Annotated in this window: 19 protein-coding genes and 1 pseudogene; 14 read left to right on the top strand and 6 right to left on the bottom strand. The window is 70.1% G+C overall.

The genetic code is table 11. The features are described 5' to 3' along the window. Positions 1-162: 162 nt before the first annotated feature. Positions 163-790: pseudogene (locus OP18_RS61580) on the bottom strand (IS5 family transposase); the annotation flags it as partial. Positions 791-1,130: 340 nt separating this feature from the next. On the opposite strand from OP18_RS61580, the gene OP18_RS49445 reads away from it, so the two are divergent. From OP18_RS49445 to OP18_RS49430, 6 genes are all read left to right on the top strand, one after another. After that, on the top strand, positions 1,131-1,400 hold the full coding sequence (locus tag OP18_RS49445) for a hypothetical protein (RefSeq protein WP_033367572.1): 270 nt from the start codon (positions 1,131-1,133) through the stop codon (positions 1,398-1,400). 31 nt (positions 1,401-1,431) lie between these two features. Next, on the top strand, positions 1,432-1,734 hold the full coding sequence (locus OP18_RS49440; protein WP_156090345.1) for a DUF2238 domain-containing protein: 303 nt from the start codon (positions 1,432-1,434) through the stop codon (positions 1,732-1,734). An 82-nt stretch (positions 1,735-1,816) separates the two neighbouring features. After that, positions 1,817-2,041 carry a hypothetical protein gene (locus OP18_RS54270; RefSeq protein WP_052388534.1) on the top strand — a complete coding sequence of 75 codons (225 nt, stop codon included), beginning with the start codon at positions 1,817-1,819 and terminating at the stop codon, positions 2,039-2,041. After that, entirely contained in the window at positions 1,944-2,573 is a 630-nt protein-coding gene (locus OP18_RS56545; RefSeq protein ID WP_081971812.1) for a phosphatase PAP2 family protein, read from the top strand. The genes OP18_RS54270 and OP18_RS56545 overlap by 98 nt, the downstream gene beginning before the upstream one ends. A gap of 2 nt (positions 2,574-2,575) precedes the next feature. Then, positions 2,576-2,764, top strand: coding sequence for a DUF2382 domain-containing protein (locus tag OP18_RS56540; protein WP_081971811.1), 189 nt, complete (start codon positions 2,576-2,578; stop codon positions 2,762-2,764). A gap of 195 nt (positions 2,765-2,959) precedes the next feature. Next, positions 2,960-3,298 carry a CGNR zinc finger domain-containing protein gene (locus OP18_RS49430; protein WP_052388531.1) on the top strand — a complete coding sequence of 113 codons (339 nt, stop codon included), beginning with the start codon at positions 2,960-2,962 and terminating at the stop codon, positions 3,296-3,298. Positions 3,299-3,306: 8 nt separating this feature from the next. Here the strand turns inward: OP18_RS49430 and OP18_RS49425 are convergent, their stop codons facing one another. Continuing rightward, positions 3,307-4,245 (bottom strand): AraC family transcriptional regulator, encoded by a 939-nt coding sequence (locus OP18_RS49425; RefSeq protein WP_033367570.1) that lies wholly within the window; start codon positions 4,243-4,245, stop codon positions 3,307-3,309. Positions 4,246-4,359: 114 nt separating this feature from the next. On the opposite strand from OP18_RS49425, the gene OP18_RS49420 reads away from it, so the two are divergent. From OP18_RS49420 to OP18_RS49405, 4 genes are all read left to right on the top strand, one after another. Beyond that, on the top strand, positions 4,360-5,073 hold the full coding sequence (locus OP18_RS49420) for an SDR family NAD(P)-dependent oxidoreductase (RefSeq protein WP_033367569.1): 714 nt from the start codon (positions 4,360-4,362) through the stop codon (positions 5,071-5,073). 30 nt (positions 5,074-5,103) lie between these two features. After that, positions 5,104-5,985 carry an NAD(P)-dependent oxidoreductase gene (locus tag OP18_RS49415; protein ID WP_033367568.1) on the top strand — a complete coding sequence of 294 codons (882 nt, stop codon included), beginning with the start codon at positions 5,104-5,106 and terminating at the stop codon, positions 5,983-5,985. Between the two features lie 91 nt (positions 5,986-6,076). Continuing rightward, positions 6,077-6,655 (top strand): TetR/AcrR family transcriptional regulator, encoded by a 579-nt coding sequence (locus OP18_RS49410; RefSeq protein WP_033367565.1) that lies wholly within the window; start codon positions 6,077-6,079, stop codon positions 6,653-6,655. Between the two features lie 36 nt (positions 6,656-6,691). Beyond that, the gene (locus OP18_RS49405; RefSeq protein ID WP_033367563.1) at positions 6,692-6,991 is read left to right on the top strand and encodes a YciI family protein; all 300 of its coding nucleotides are present in this window, start codon (positions 6,692-6,694) and stop codon (positions 6,989-6,991) included. Positions 6,992-7,481: 490 nt separating this feature from the next. Here the strand turns inward: OP18_RS49405 and OP18_RS49400 are convergent, their stop codons facing one another. The 3 genes from OP18_RS49400 to OP18_RS49390 form a co-directional block, all read right to left on the bottom strand. Then, on the bottom strand, positions 7,482-7,784 hold the full coding sequence (locus tag OP18_RS49400; RefSeq protein ID WP_081971809.1) for a YybH family protein: 303 nt from the start codon (positions 7,782-7,784) through the stop codon (positions 7,482-7,484). Between the two features lie 74 nt (positions 7,785-7,858). After that, positions 7,859-8,662 (bottom strand): TlpA family protein disulfide reductase, encoded by an 804-nt coding sequence (locus tag OP18_RS49395; RefSeq protein WP_033367559.1) that lies wholly within the window; start codon positions 8,660-8,662, stop codon positions 7,859-7,861. A gap of 69 nt (positions 8,663-8,731) precedes the next feature. Then, positions 8,732-9,316 (bottom strand): TetR/AcrR family transcriptional regulator, encoded by a 585-nt coding sequence (locus tag OP18_RS49390; RefSeq protein WP_033367557.1) that lies wholly within the window; start codon positions 9,314-9,316, stop codon positions 8,732-8,734. 646 nt (positions 9,317-9,962) lie between these two features. Between OP18_RS49390 and OP18_RS58400 the strand changes: the two genes are divergently transcribed. The 4 genes from OP18_RS58400 to OP18_RS49370 all read left to right on the top strand — a co-directional run bounded on the left by OP18_RS58400 (position 9,963) and on the right by OP18_RS49370 (position 13,907). Then, positions 9,963-10,133 (top strand): hypothetical protein, encoded by a 171-nt coding sequence (locus OP18_RS58400; RefSeq protein WP_156090344.1) that lies wholly within the window; start codon positions 9,963-9,965, stop codon positions 10,131-10,133. A 191-nt stretch (positions 10,134-10,324) separates the two neighbouring features. Next, positions 10,325-11,026: a hypothetical protein gene (locus OP18_RS49385; RefSeq protein WP_052388529.1), complete on the top strand. Its 702-nt coding sequence runs from the start codon at positions 10,325-10,327 to the stop codon at positions 11,024-11,026. A gap of 700 nt (positions 11,027-11,726) precedes the next feature. Then, entirely contained in the window at positions 11,727-12,836 is a 1,110-nt protein-coding gene (locus OP18_RS49375) for an SPFH domain-containing protein (RefSeq protein WP_033367555.1), read from the top strand. 3 nt (positions 12,837-12,839) lie between these two features. Next, positions 12,840-13,907 carry a TFIIB-type zinc ribbon-containing protein gene (locus OP18_RS49370; RefSeq protein WP_033367554.1) on the top strand — a complete coding sequence of 356 codons (1,068 nt, stop codon included), beginning with the start codon at positions 12,840-12,842 and terminating at the stop codon, positions 13,905-13,907. Between the two features lie 139 nt (positions 13,908-14,046). Here the strand turns inward: OP18_RS49370 and OP18_RS60130 are convergent. Next, positions 14,047-14,305 (bottom strand): hypothetical protein (locus OP18_RS60130; RefSeq protein WP_211273918.1); only part of this gene is annotated, 259 nt, incomplete at its 5' end.

Below are 14,305 nucleotides of genomic sequence, written 5' to 3'. Positions count from 1 at the left end.
AAGCACACGCGTTCTTCCGCAACAGAACCCACGACCAGAACCTCACCACCGCAGCGCCCTGGACCTCACCCTGGCTGCCCGAGGGTTACGGACAGAACTTTTGATCAGGCGCTTAGATGTGCGCACCGGTGCAGTGGTGCGCCGGTGGCGGGCTAAGAGGTCCTAACGAAGTCGCGCGACGTGTCGGTACGTAATGATGCAGGTCGCAAGGCCGAGGAAGGCTTCGTGGATGTCGTCACGGCGTTCCCACCGGATGCGGAGCCGTTTCATGCCGTGGTACCAGGCGATCGTGCGCTCGACGACCCACCTGAACACGCCGAGCCCGGAGCAGTGGGGTGTGCCCCGGCGGGCGATGCGGGGGCGGATGCCCTTGGCGCGTACGGCTCGGCGGTACTTGTCGTGGTCGTAGGCGCGGTCGGCGAACACCTGGTCGGGGCGTTGGCGGGGCCGGCCACGGCGGCCTCGCACGGGTGGGAGCTTGTCGATCAGTGGCAGGAGTTGGGTGACGTCGTTGCGGTTGCCGCCGGTGAGTGAGACGGCCAGGGGGATGCCGGCGCCCTCGGTCAGGACGTGATGCTTGGAGCCCGCTCGGGCGCGGTCGACCGGGCCTCAGGTGCTCGGACCGCTTTTGGGCCACGACGAGCGGCTCGCACGTGGGAGGAGTCGATCACCGCTCGCGACCAGTCCAGCTTGCCCGCGGCGTGCAGCTCGGCCAGGAGCAGCTCATGCACCTGCTCCAGACCCCGGCCCGGTTCCACTCCTCCAGCCGTCGCCAGCAGGTCATCCTGGACCCGAATCCCAGATGCGCTGCCACAGCCCGTCCGGCACGATCCACGGCGGCTGTTCACCACGCCTCACGGCCGAAGATGTTAGATCATCCTCCACAAAGGACGGAAGACCCCCGATCAACTCTGTTAGGACCTATGAGTCGGCCCGGCGGGCCGTGGTGACCCGGCGCCCCAGATCTCTACCAGCACATCGGACATCTGGCAGAACGAGGAGCCCGGGTCACTCCAATCACCAACGTCGTGCCAGAGCCAGCAATGCGTACCAGCCGGCATCACTGCACCGGCGAGGTCGGTCACGGAACTGTCGGATTCAGGTTGAGGTTGCGCGGGTAGCCGCCGCGCATGGACACCTCGACCACGCGCGCGCTCAGCGCCGCCGGCGTACTGGGTGATCTTGCTCGTGCCGCGGCACTGGCGGCGCTGCTCGCAGCGCTGCTGGTGTGGTCGCCGGCGAACATGGCGCGGTTCGCCGTGGTTTCGCTGCTGTTGCTCGTGCCACGCTTCGCACGCCTGCCGCGGCCGTTTGACGCGGCGTTCGGCTGGACGCTGGTGGTCGCCGCGGTCGCCTCGGCCGCCGGCTGGTATCACCGGCTGGCCTGGATGACTGGGTGATCCACGCGGTTACCACCGGCGCGTCGCCGCCATGACGGTGCTGCTGCTGATACGCCTCGGACTACTCCCAGCACTGCGCCACCGCGCATTGCGCCACCACGGGACGCTGATCCTGCTCACCACCACGATCGGGCTGAGCATCGGTGTGCTCTGGGAATGCTACGAGTGGGTCGGCACCCACGTCCTGGGTATCGAGATGGTCGTCGGCTACACCGACACCATCGCTGACCTGGTGATGGACGGCGTTGGTTCACTGCTTGCGGGCATCGCGTTGGTCGGCTGGGCCCGGCTCGGGTTCACCCACCGACGGCTGCGGCTGCGCCGGCCTGCCTGACCGCCACGTGGTGCGCACGCCTGTGCTGCCGTGCCTGGCAACCGTTGCCATCGTTCGGCAACGTCGATGAGAGGAGGCCGCCATGGTCGACGATCGCCGCACGGTGCCGGTTCACATGGAGCGCTTCGCGCTGCGGGCGTCGGTAGGGTGGCTCGGCGTCCTCGCGGGCGGCGTGGGGTTCCTGGCCCTGCTGTTGGTCGTCCGGTCGGATTGGCAGCCGATGCAGAGCCTGGACCAGGCGGTGGCCGACGGTCTCAACACGGTGGTGGCCGACGACGGCCTGCTGCAGAAATTTTGCGCTCTGTGACCGATTTCGGTGGGCATACCCTGCTGGTTCGTGTGCTGCTGTTGGCGACCGTCTACCTGCTGATCCGCCGCGAGTACCGGCTTGCGGCGTACGTGGTGGTCACTGCCCTCGGCGCGCTCATCCTCGACCCGACCCTGAAACTGCTCGTCGGGCGGCTGCGACCGATCGTCGACGTGCCGGTGGCGGCGGCGCCCGGCCACAGCTTCCCAGCGATCATGCCCTCGGCTCTTTCGTGACCTACGGTGTGCTGCTGCTGGTGTTCCTCCCCGCGATCCGGCAACGATGGCGTCGCCCAGTCCTGGCCATCATCGCCGTGATCGTCGTCGCGGTCGGCTTCACCCGCATCGCGTCGGGGGTGCATTACCTGACCGGCGTGCTGGCAGGGTGGCTGCTTGGGGCGGCGTGGCTGGCGGTGACCGCCGCGGCGTTTCGGCACTGGCGTCGTGACGCCGGCTTGGCGACGCCACCGCTCCTCGAGGGGCTCGCGCCCGAGGAGCGGAACCGGTTGCAAGCGGCGCCGAGCGCGAGGTAACGCTGCACGCCGAGGAGCCGTACGTGCGAAAGGAGACCGTACCGATCGAAACGGTCCACCTGGACAGGCAGAGCGAGGTGGAACCGCAACAGGTCGAAGGCGAGGTCCGAGCCGAACGGGTCGAGATCGAGTCCGACAGCGAGGATACGCCGGGCGCCGACGATCCACGGCGAAACCGCCCACGGCGCTGATCGATCCCGGTTCACGGCGCCGACCCGGTCAACGGCCGGTCGGCGCCGATGGCGCTGAACAGAAGGCAACCCAAGCACCCCGATAGCTCGGGAAGCCGCAGACCGGGACAACGCCGACCGTCCTGGATCCTGGTTGCGCACGCAGTAGGTGACGGCAAGGACCATAAGCCCGGTGATGGCTCCGACGCTGTGCCGGTGCCGCCGGCGGCCGTCGCGACCTTGGAGTCCGACTGGCGGGAGGCGGCGGAACACGCGCAGCTCGAGGTGGCGACCTTTCCGTTCGTCCTACGATTCGACCGAGGCGACGGGCCCGGCGATGATCTGGCCCGCCTGCGCCGCCGGCTGGCCGCGGGCGCCGTCGACCTGCTGACCCGCCTTCCCCGCGAGCGACTGCGCCGTTGCCCGGGACCGCGGTGCGGCTGGCTGTTCCTCGACTCCTCGAAAGCGGGTCGCCGCCGGTGGTGCGACATGACCACGTGCGGTACTCACGACAAGAACCGGCGTCGCCAGCACATGGATCGGCCGTGTAATTGACGGGTTGATCACATGCGTTCCGTGGCGGTGTGGCGGCGGTACCGGCCCGGTGGTTGGCCGTGGGTGCGGGTGAAGGCGCGGTTGAAGGCGTATTCGGAGGTGTACCCGACGTCGTGGGCGATGGCGGCGACGGGCGCGGTCGTGTCGCGGAGCTTGCGGGCGGCGAGGTCGAGTCGCCAGCGGGTGAGGTAGGTCAGCGGCGGTTCGCCGACGTGGTGGGTGAACCGCCGGGCGAGGGTGGCACGGGAAACGTTGACGGTTGCGGCGAGGCTGTCGAGGGTCCAGTCGTGGCCCGGTCGCTCGTGCAGCGCGGCCAGGGCCTTGGCGGTGAGCGGGTCGCGCAGCCCGCGGAGCCACGACGGGTCCATAGAGTTGCCGGCGGTGTCGAGCCAGACGCGGACGACGTGGATGAGGAGTAGGTCGAGGAGGCGGAGGGCGGCGGTGCCGGAGCCGGTGGCGGTGTGGCTGCGGGTTTCGTGGGCGAGGAGGTCTAGGACGGAGCGTAGCCATGGCCCGTTGTCCGGTTGGGCGGTGGCGACGTGCAGGACCGGCGGGAGGAGCCCCAGCACGGGGTGGCTGGCGCCGGCTTCGTAGCTGTAGCCGGCGCACAGGATGCGGGTGCGGGCGCCGGGCCCATCGATCACCAGTTCGCCGTCGGGCTGGATGAGGCTGCGCTTGAGATTTTCGTCGAAGCGGCGGGTCGGCAGGTCGGGGTCGGTGGCGAGTTGGTGCCGCGCGCCGGCGGGCAGGAGCACGAGGTCGCCCGGGGCGAGCTGGCGTGGGGGAGCGCCGTCGGTGGTGAACCAGCAGGTGCCGGCGACGATGGCGTGGAATGCGGCGCCCTGGCGGGCCGGCAGTTCAATGGCCCACGGGGCGCGCGCGTCGAAGGTCGCCATCAGGCTCGCGTCGACTCGGGCCAACGCCAACACGTCACCGAGCACATCCACCTGCGCAGCGTAGGGCCATGACGGACGCGCTGGCGAGCAGACTGAGACTCTGGGACAAGAACGCGAGCAGTCCAGGCATTCGGTACCTCACTGGTAAGCGGCAGAGTGAGTGGCATGGAGATCACCGGAAGTATCGCCGTCGTCACCGGAGCCAACCGCGGTCTGGGCCGCGCCCTCGTCGACGCCCTGCTGGCGCGTGGCGCGGTGCGCGTCTACGCCGCTGCCCGCGACCCTCGCGCGGTCCTCGCCCATGAGCGGGTCACGCCGGTCGCCCTCGACGTCACCGACCGGGCCGCCGTCGATCGGGTGGCCGCCCTCGCCACCGACACGAACCTGCTGATCAACAACGCCGGCGCGGCGGCGTTCGCCCCCGCCCTGGACGCGGATCCCGACGGGCTGGACTGCGAGTTCGCGGTCAACTACACCGGTCTGTACGACATGATTCGCGCGTTCGCCCCGGCCCTGACGGCGAACAAGGGCGCGCTGGTCAATGTGCTTACCCTGCTCGCGTACGCGCCGGCCCCGCCGATGGCGGGCTACTCGGCGTCCAAGGCCGCCGCGCACTCGCTGACCCTCGCCCTGCGGCCCGCGCTGACCCGGGCCGGGGTCAGCGTGCACGGTGTCTACCCCGGCGGGATCGACACCGACATGCTCACCGGTGTCGACGCTCCGAAGGCGGCGCCGCGGGCTGTTGCCGACGCGATCCTCGACGGCATCACCGCGGGGGGCGAGGACATCTATCCCGACCCGACGTCCGCGCAGATGGGTGCGCTGTGGAGCAGCGACCCGCGGGCGCTCACCGCGGCGTTCGCCGCCATGGGCTCCTGAACACCATCCACCACGCACGAAGGAGCACCAATGAAGATCGCTGTGCTAGGACTCGGCGCGATGGGTTCGCGGATGGCTCGCCGGTTGCTCGCCACCGGCGAACACGAGATCACCGCGTGGAACCGTGCCGCCGATGCGACGCGGCCACTGGTCGAGGCGGGCGCCACCGCAGCACCGACGCCGGCTGCCGCGGCGGAGCAATGTGACCTGGTGCTCGCCATGCTGCGTGACGACGACGCCGGCCGCAGCGTCTGGCTTGACCCGGACACCGGCGCGCTGACCACGATGGCAGCGGGCGCGGCCGCCGTCGACTGTTCCACCGTGACCCCAGCATTCTCGGCCGAGCTCGCCGCCCGGTGCACGCACCGCGGGGTGGACTTCCTCGACGCTCCGGTGCTGGGGTCACGCCCGCAGGCCGACGCCGGCGCGCTGATCTTCCTCGTCGGCGGGCAGCCGGCGGTCGCCCGTCGGGTCGAGCCGGTGCTGCGGCAGCTCGGCGGCGCCGTGCACCACATGGGGCAGGCCGGGACCGGCGCGCGGATGAAGCTGCTCGCCAACTCCCTGTTCGCTGTGCAGGTCGCCGCCGTCGCGGAGCTGCTCGGCGCGGTGGACGGAACCGACTTGGACGCGTCCCGCGTCGTCGAGGTCCTCACCGCTACGCCGGTGGCGAGCCCGGCCGCGGCCACCGCCGCCACCGCGATGCTCGGCCCTACCTTCCCGGCGGCGTTCCCCGTCGAGCTGGTGGCCAAGGACCTGCGGTACGCCGTCGCGGACGCCGCCGCACGGGACCGCCCCGTTCCGCTGACCGGGACCGCCGCCGCCACCTTCCAGCAGGCGCTCGACCGGGGGTACGGCGGGGACAACATCACCGGAGTCGTCCAACTGTTTTGGCCCGACGCCCGGGCGGGGTAGGGCGCGACCGCGGCAGCCGACGGATCGGCAGTTGACAACCCATAGGACGCCCGTCCTACGGTGCGGTGTCGGAAGTGCGGGGAGGCGCGGAGTGGACAAGCGTGCGGCGACGCGGGCGCGGATCGTCGCGGCTGCCGATCGGCTGTTCTACGAGCAGGGCTTCGAGCACACCTCGTTCACCGCGATCGCCGAGGCCGTGGGGATCTCGCGCGGGAACTTCTATTACCACTTCAGGACCAAGGACGACATCCTGGCCGCAGTGATCGAGGCGCGGGCTGCGGAGACCCGCGCGATGCTGGAGCAGTGGGCGGCCGAGGCGCCGTCGCCGCAGGAGCGGATCCGCCGGTTCGTCCGCATCGTGGTGGCCAACGGCGATGACATCCAGCGGTTCGGGTGCCCGGTCGGCACCCTCACCGCGGAACTGGCGAAGCTGCGCCACCCCAGCCGACCCGATGCCGTCGCCGTGTTCACGTTGTTCCGGACGTGGCTGGGCAAGCAGTTCACCGAGCTCGATCCCACGGCTGACGCCGACGCGCTGGCGCTGCACGTACTGGCGGGCAGTCAGGGGATCGCGATGCTGTCCAACGCGTTCGGTGACGAGGCGTTCGTCCGGCGTGAGGTCGCCCGGCTCGACGCGTGGCTCGATAGTCAGGTCACCGCGAACCGGTGACCGCGGGTTAGGAAGCTCAGACGGAAGAGGGATCGGATGTTTATCGTGGTGCTGCGGTTCACCGACCACAAGGCTGCCGCCGGGGAGTACATGGCGGCGCACGCGGCGTGGATCAAGCAGGGCGTCGCCGACGGGGTGTTCCTGCTGGCGGGCAGCCTGCAGCCGGGTCTCGGCGGGGTGCCGCTCGCCCACAACAGCACCGCCGAGCAGTTGCGGCAGCGGGTGGAGGAGGACCCGTTCGTTGCTGAGAAGATCGTCGACGTCGAGATCCTCGAGGTCGCGCCCGGGCTCACCGACGAACGGCTCGCCTTCCTACAGGTGGTCCAGGCCGGATGACCTGAGCAGGTTGGTGATGCGTTCGCGGGACTCGGCGGGCACGGCGGCGGGCAGGTCCGCAGCAGTTGCCCGGCGTCGTGCAGGCCGGCGACCCGGTCGTTGACTTCGTCGAGGTGCACGCCGGCGGGGCCCGTGAACCCCGGTCGGCCGCGCTTGACGCGGCCCTGCCGCACGGTGATGTCGACGCGGCGTGCGCAGCGGCAGGCGGCGGTCTCGCTGACCAGACCGCAGTGCGCGCCGAGGTGCTCGCGGATGCGGTGCCGGGCGCGGGACACCCGCTTGCGGTACGTGGCGGCCGGCACGTCGCAGATGTAGCCGCCGTCGTCGGAGTCGACGCAGAGGATCTCCCCGAGGATGTACGCGATGCGGTGCTCGCGGTCCAGGCAGGTCAGCAGCGCGTGGGTGCAGGCCAACTGGACCTCCCGTTCCAGCAGCGCGGCGTCCGGCGCATCGCTGGGTCCGGCAGACAGGCCGTCGAGCACGTCGGCGCTCACCCCGCCGTCGCGGTGGACGCCCGCGCCGGCAGGTGCCCGGTCATCGTCCACGTGTTGGAGACGAGGGCGATGTCGTCGACGATGACGCGGCCCGCCTCGCCGGTGTACTCGATCGTGGGTCGCATCGCGGCGAACCCGGTCAGCGCCTCGCGGATCTGCGCGGTGCCGCGCAGCACGGTGCCGGATTGCGGCTCGAACACCGCGTCCGGCTCGTGCACGGCCAGCAGTGCCTCGACGTCGCCGGCGGCGGCGCGTTCGGCGAACAGTTCCATCAGATGCAGCGGGCTTGTCGTTGTCATGGCGGTTCCTCTCCCGGTCGGGTTGCCTTCACCAGGGTTGGACGACCGCCTGACGCAGTTGTGACCGGCAATCGTCACAACGCTGCGAACAGGACCCCGGCCGTCGAGACGACGACGCCGAGCAGCGCAAGGGCGGCCGGTCCGCGACGGTCGGCCGGGAGCCGGTTGAAGAGCCGGGACAGCCGCCCGAGGAGCGCGAGGGGTGGCGCGGCGAGCCACACATCGCGTTCCACCCGGCGGCCGGCGTACCGGACGATGCCAGGCAGGTGCCCGACGGCGCGCATGAGCGGCCCGGCCATGGCGCGGCTGCGGCCACGTGCCGGGACGCGGCCCGCGGTCACGTCCGTCAGTGCGGTGCGCAGGGCGGCCTCGTCGTTGGCCCAATGGGCGCGGTACCGGATGATGCCGGTCGAGTCGATCAGGTACGCCGAGTTCGGTTTCGGGCTCATCGCCCGGTGCAGCCGCCCGTCGATGTCGTCGACGGCGACCTCGAAGCCGAACGCGTGGTGCTCGCGGAGCTGTACGGCATGGCGGTGCTTGTCGGCGAAGGTGGCCGGCTGGCCGAAGACGTCGCCGGGGTGCGCCTCGCGGGTGTTGACGAGGACGAACCGGACCCGGTCGCCGAACTCGGCGTGCAGCCGGCGCAACACCGGGCCGGCGCTCTCGGTGACCGGGCAGGTCCGGGACCCGAACACCATCAGTACCGGCAGCGGGCCGAGGTCGGTGTCGCGGAACCGGCCGCCGTCGACGGTGACGAGGTCGAAGGCCGGCATCCGGTCGCCGGGGCCGGGGGCGTTGCGGGCGAACGTCATGTCGTCGATGAGCAGTGCGGTGCCGAACCGGTTGAACCGGTAGGCGGCGCCGGTGGACAGTGGCATTGCTTCCTCCTGGGTTGACTGATCGGTCAAGTCTGGGGTCATGGAAAAGGGGCGACGTGCGGTCGAGGGTCATGCAAGCAGCAGCCGGAAGTCCCGCTTCGCGTCCAGGACGAGCCGCGGGTCGTCGTACGTCTTGGCCAACAGCGCCAGCCCTTGCAGGTGGGCGAGCAGCCGTCGCGCGGCGGTGGCGGCCTCCACCGAGCAGTCGACGTCACCGCGGCCCTTCGCCTCGCTGACGGCGTCGGTGAAGTACTGCGTCCAGGCGTGCAGCACCCGGCCGGCCTGGGCTCGCGGCTCGTCACCGTGACCGGCCAGCTCGCCGACGAGACCGCCCAGCGGGCAGCCCGGGGTGGTGCCCATCGTCTCGCGCAGCACGGCCAGTCGGTGCGCGAACCGGTCCACGAACCGGTCGAGACGCGCCAGCGGCGGCACGTCGTCGCCGAACGCCTCGTCCAGCATCGCGCGCATCACCGCCCAGTTGCAGTCCAGCACCGCGACGCCGAGGGCTTCCTTGGAGGGGAAGAAGTGGTACAGGCTGCCCTTGTGCACCCCGGCCGCCTTGCACACGTCCTCGGTGCTGACCTCGGCCAGCGACGCGGCATGCACGAGATCGCGGGCCGCCGTGACGATCCGCTCCCGCGTGTCCCGCGCCATCGCGCCTCCAGGTGTGTTGACCGTACGGTCAAAAGCTAGCCCAGACTTGACTGGACGGTCAACACACCTGCCGCCGATGCGCCGCCGTCACACGTGAGCGGCCAGCTCCGCGGCGTCGGCCCGGGAGCCGGCGGACCACGCCTCGCGGAACCGGCGTTGACCAAGGGCGTCCTCGAGGCGCAGGAGCAGCTCGTCGTCAGGCTCGCCGGTTGCGCATGGGCTGGCCCGGGTGCCGGTCGTCGGGCTTGAGGTGCCGCGTGCTCATGCCATTGTCGGCCCGGTGGCCTTGGAGACCGACGACGCGATTGACGACATTCGCGCCGACTTGTGCGGGCCTGTGCGGTGAGGAACGGCTGCCAGGTGGGTCCGGTCCGGGCGGGGCACCGGGTCGACGCCGGCCTGGTGCAGGATCTTCCAGGCCGTGCTGGCCGCGATCCGGTGGCCCGGCCGCGCCAGTTCACCTTGTACACGGCGGTGGCCACAGGTCGGGTTCTCCGCGGCCAGACGCAGCACCAGGTCGCGGACCTCCCGGTCGACGGGAGGCCGGCCGGGACGCGCGTGCGGATACGTTCAGTGCCGGGCGATCAGCTGCCAATGCAGCGCAGCAGCGTGGCCGGGGTGACGAAGAACGCCGACCGTTGTGGTCGTGGCAGTAGTCGGGACAACGCCGCCGACCCACCCGATCCGCGGGCTGCAGGTCGGGTCGATGTACCTGCGGACGCAGGACCGCCACCTGATGCCGCAACACGAGCAGTTCGACGTCCTTCGCGCCGCCGTCGCGGGCGAGCTGCGTGAGCATCTGCAAGATCTGACGTAGGAGCAGGTACACCAGCGAGGCCCCCACGCCGCGAATCATCCCCACTACCGGCCGTCGCCAAGGATGGCACCCTGTGGGTCGCCGACATCGGCGACAACACTCCACAGACCGGTGGATCGCGTACCCGCCGATCGACGATCGCCCTGTGGAGCCTCGCCCCAAACGAGACCAAGCCGGTCATCCACCGCCTTGTGTACCCAGACGGCAAACCCCGCGACGCCGAGACACTGCTGATCGCCGGCGACGGCACCCCGGCCATCGTGACCAAGGACCCGGTCGGCGAGGTGTACGTTCCGGCCGCCCCCCTGCAGTCCAACAACATCACCGGCGTGCCGCTGCGTCAGGTCGGCACGTTTCGCCCGCAGGCGACCGGCACCTCGAATCCGCTCAGCTTCCTCGGCGCCGGCCTCATCACCGGTGGCGCGGTCAGCCCCGACGGCCGCCGCGCCGTCGTGCGCACCATGGCCGACGCCTACGAGTTCGACGTGACCGACGGGGACGTCGCCGCCGCCATCACCACCGGCACGCCACGCATCACCGCGCTCCCCGACGAACCGCAGGGCGAGTCCATCACCTACACCCCGGATGGTCGCGCGTTCCTGACCGCCTCCGACCAGCCGGGCAGCACCAGAATCCTGCGATACACACCGAAGGGCCCCGCGGCGTCGGCACCCCCGGCCGTCAAGGCGCAGCCGACACCCAACACGCAGCAGCAGTCGCTGCTCTCCACATTGTCGCTGCGCGACATCACCTGGATCGTCGCTGGATTCGGCGTCATCGGCGTGCTGATGATCACAGTCGGGATGCTCGCGATCCGTCGATCCCGGGCGATCAGACGAGCCTCCGTGAAGCTTTCCGGGACCAATCCCGAGGACCGTTCATCGACCTCGTAGAAACGCGCAAACGGACTCAGTCAGTCATCTTCCGAGGAGAATGCACGAGCCAGCAGCGCCGCAATGGCGACACCGACGACCGCGATGCCCACCTGTATGCCCAGAACCAACCAGTCGTAGCGGTGACCGGCCACTACGAGCACCTTGTCGCTGCTGATCTCCCACCGGTCTGCGGCCCAGGTGCCGGCAACCGCGGCCCCATCCCGATCAACACGGTAAGGATCAAACCGATCGGCTGCCGTCCCGGCAGCAGAATCCGCGCGACGACACCGATCACCGCACCGAACACCACCGCGGACAGGTAGTCCTGAGCACTCACCGCGCGACCTCCTCGCTGACTCGAGTGGCATTGTGCCCCGACCACGCGAACTGCGCACCCGGCGCCGACAACGAGAGCGGGGTGACGATCCCCGTCAAGGCTCCTCCGAAGCGAGGTGGATGTGTCGCAGCCGCTCACGAAACGCCCACATCGCTCGCTGTACGGCCGGCGTGCCCGCGCCGGGCCTTCTTCAATCTACAGCGCCCTGACCGACGGTATCGCCTGTGCAAGCGGACCGCCAGGGCCGTATGGCTCATGCCAGGTGGCTTTCGCGACTGCCGACATCCCGACAGTGGATCTTTGGCGCTTGTTCGCGATCACGGGATTCTCTATGGTTCGGCCGCAAATGTGTGAACGGTGCGTGGTGAAGGAGCAACCGTCATGGGTCTGGTGGAAAAGCTGCGCGGCGAGTTCATCGACATCATCGAGTGGCTCGATGACAGCCGTGACACGATCGTCTGGCGGTTCCCGCGGTACCAGAACGAGATCAAGATGGGCGCCAAGCTGATCGTGCGCGAGTCGCAGACGGCCGTGTTCGTCAACGAGGGCCAGGTCGCCGACGTCTTCACCCCCGGCACCTACACGCTGCAGACGCAGAACATGCCGATCCTGACCACGCTCAAGGGCTGGAAGTACGGCTTCGACTCGCCGTGGAAGGCCGAGGTCTACTTCGTCAACACGCGGCAGTTCACCGACTTCAAGTGGGGCACGCAGAACCCCGTCATGATGCGCGACCCCGAGTTCGGGATGGTCCGGCTGCGGGCGTTCGGCGCGTACTCGCTGCGGGTCGTCGACCCGGCGATGCTGCTGCGGGAGCTGGTCGGCACCGACCCGCAGTTCCGCACGGAGGAGGTTCAGGAGTTCCTGCGCCAGCTCATCGTCGGCCACCTCGGCAGCGCCCTCGCGACCGCGCAGGTGCCGGCGCTCGACCTGGCCGCCCAGCAGCTGGTCATCGGGCAGAAGCTCGCCGGCGTGCTGACCCAGGAGCTGACCGGCTACGGCGTGCAGATCCCGAAGTTCATCATCGAGAACATCTCCCTGCCGCCGGAGGTCGAGCAGGCCATCGACAAGCGCACCTCGATGGGCGTGGTGGGCAACCTGAACGCATACACGACGTTCCAGGCCGCCAACGCCATGGAGGACGCCGCCAACAACCCGGGCGGTGGCGCCGGCGAGGGCTTCGGCCTGGGCCTGGGCATGGCCGCCGGGCAGCGGATGGCCAATGCGCTCAACCAGCCGGTGTCTGCCCCGCCGCCGCAGGCCGGGCCGCCGCCGCTGCCGCAGCAGGACCAGTGGTTCGCCGGCGTCAACGGCCAGCAGGCCGGCCCGTTCGATCTCGACGCGCTCGGCGCGCAGGTCCGCTCGGGTGCCGTGGCCCGCACCACGCTCGTCTGGAAGAACGGTATGGCGCAGTGGACCCCCGCGGGCCAGGTCGCCGAGCTCGGTGCGCTCTTCGCCGCCGTCCCGCCGCCGCTGCCGCCGCAGGGCTGAGCCGTGATCACACAGACCCAGTACCCGTGCGCCGGGTGCGGCGCCAACGTCGAGTTCGCGCCCGGCACCACCGCGCTGCGGTGCCCGTACTGCGGGCACGAGACCCAGATCGCCGCCGCCACCCGCCAGGTGACCGAGCACGAGTGGTCCCAGTTCGCCGGCCTGCCCCGCAAGCCGATCGCGCTGCTGGCCAAGCACGTCTTCAAGTGCCAGAACTGCGGCGCGGAGACCGAGTCCGACGCGATTTCCGACCGCTGCCGGTTCTGCGGCGCGGCTGTCGTCGCCGAGGTCAACCCCGAGGACCAGGTCGTGCCCGAGGCGGTCCTGCCGTTCGCCCTCACCAAGCAGCAGCTGCGTGAGGAGCTGCGCAAGTGGGCGGCGTCGCGCTGGTTCGCGCCCAACGGGCTGAAGAAGGTCACCGAGGCCGAGTCGGCGAAGAGCACCTACCTGCCGCACTGGACCTACGACACCCGGACCGTCTCGCACTATCAGGGCCAGCGCGGCGAGCACTACTGGGTGACGGAGACCTACACCGAGAACGGCGAGACGAAGACCCGCCAGGTGCGCAAGACCCAGTGGCACCACGCGAGCGGCACCGTCGAGCGCACCTTCGACGACGTGCTCGTGGCCGGCACGACCAAGGTCACCCAGCAGCACCTCGACGCCCTGGAACCCTGGCCGCTGACCGACGCCCAGCCCTTCCACGCGCAGTACCTGGCGGGCCACGAGACCCTCCGCTACGACGTCGAGCCCGAAACCGGCCTGGAGCAGGCGAAACGCAAGGTCGCGCCGGTGATCGAGCAGGACTGCCGGCACGACATCGGCGGCGACGAGCAGCGCGTCGACCACGTCGACACCGAGTACCACGAGCTGACCTTCAAGCTGATGCTGCTGCCGGTCTGGCTGGCCTGCTACATCTACGCCGGCAAGACCTACAACATTCAGGTCAACGGCCGCACCGGCGAGGTCGCCGGTGAGCGCCCCTACAGCGCCGCGAAGATCGCCGCCGCCATCACCGCCGCGGTCCTGATCATCGCCGCCATCGTGGCCTTCTTCGTCCTACGCAAGTAGCGGACGGCGTCCCGTCGGCAGCGCGTCCCAGGACATGGGGCGGCGTCACCGCCCCATGTCCACGGATCAGAGGGTCAGGGGGTTCGAGTCCCTTCGGGGTGCGCAACATCAAGAGGCGGTTGAAATGCGGAAAAGTAGATCAACGGCCTGATGTTTCTGTCCGTTGGAAACCTGATGTGTTCCAGATGTGAACGGCTGTTTCGGAAGGGTCCAGACCGGCCCGTGTCGGCGGCAGCGCGGGCGTATCGGCGCGGCGGGCGGTGACGGCGTCACGTGGCAGGGCGGCCGGCCAGGGCAGGGTCAGCCCTCCGAAGAGGGGCAACACGGCACCGGGCCGCAGCGCCACGCTGGGGAACCGCACGGTGCACGGCCAGGCACCGAACACCAGGGTCGTGAAG

Origin of the sequence: Dactylosporangium aurantiacum, from assembly GCF_000716715.1 — a bacterium.
GTDB classification, from domain to species: Bacteria; Actinomycetota; Actinomycetes; order Mycobacteriales; family Micromonosporaceae; genus Dactylosporangium; species Dactylosporangium aurantiacum.
The sequence above is the reverse complement of the archived record's forward strand: the minus strand, read 5'-3'. Positions and strand labels throughout refer to the sequence as shown.

Coding starts and splice junctions, on each gene's coding strand:
- OP18_RS49420 (WP_033367569.1), top strand. CDS start 4,360: ATGGAGATCACCGGAAGTATCGCCGTCGTCACCGGAGCCAACCGCGGT.
- OP18_RS49405 (WP_033367563.1), top strand. CDS start 6,692: ATGTTTATCGTGGTGCTGCGGTTCACCGACCACAAGGCTGCCGCCGGG.
- OP18_RS49400 (WP_081971809.1), bottom strand. CDS start 7,784: ATGACAACGACAAGCCCGCTGCATCTGATGGAACTGTTCGCCGAACGC.
- OP18_RS54270 (WP_052388534.1), top strand. CDS start 1,817: ATGGTCGACGATCGCCGCACGGTGCCGGTTCACATGGAGCGCTTCGCG.
- OP18_RS49390 (WP_033367557.1), bottom strand. CDS start 9,316: ATGGCGCGGGACACGCGGGAGCGGATCGTCACGGCGGCCCGCGATCTC.
- OP18_RS49395 (WP_033367559.1), bottom strand. CDS start 8,662: ATGCCACTGTCCACCGGCGCCGCCTACCGGTTCAACCGGTTCGGCACC.
- OP18_RS49375 (WP_033367555.1), top strand. CDS start 11,727: ATGGGTCTGGTGGAAAAGCTGCGCGGCGAGTTCATCGACATCATCGAG.
- OP18_RS49440 (WP_156090345.1), top strand. CDS start 1,432: ATGACGGTGCTGCTGCTGATACGCCTCGGACTACTCCCAGCACTGCGC.
- OP18_RS49415 (WP_033367568.1), top strand. CDS start 5,104: ATGAAGATCGCTGTGCTAGGACTCGGCGCGATGGGTTCGCGGATGGCT.
- OP18_RS49445 (WP_033367572.1), top strand. CDS start 1,131: ATGGACACCTCGACCACGCGCGCGCTCAGCGCCGCCGGCGTACTGGGT.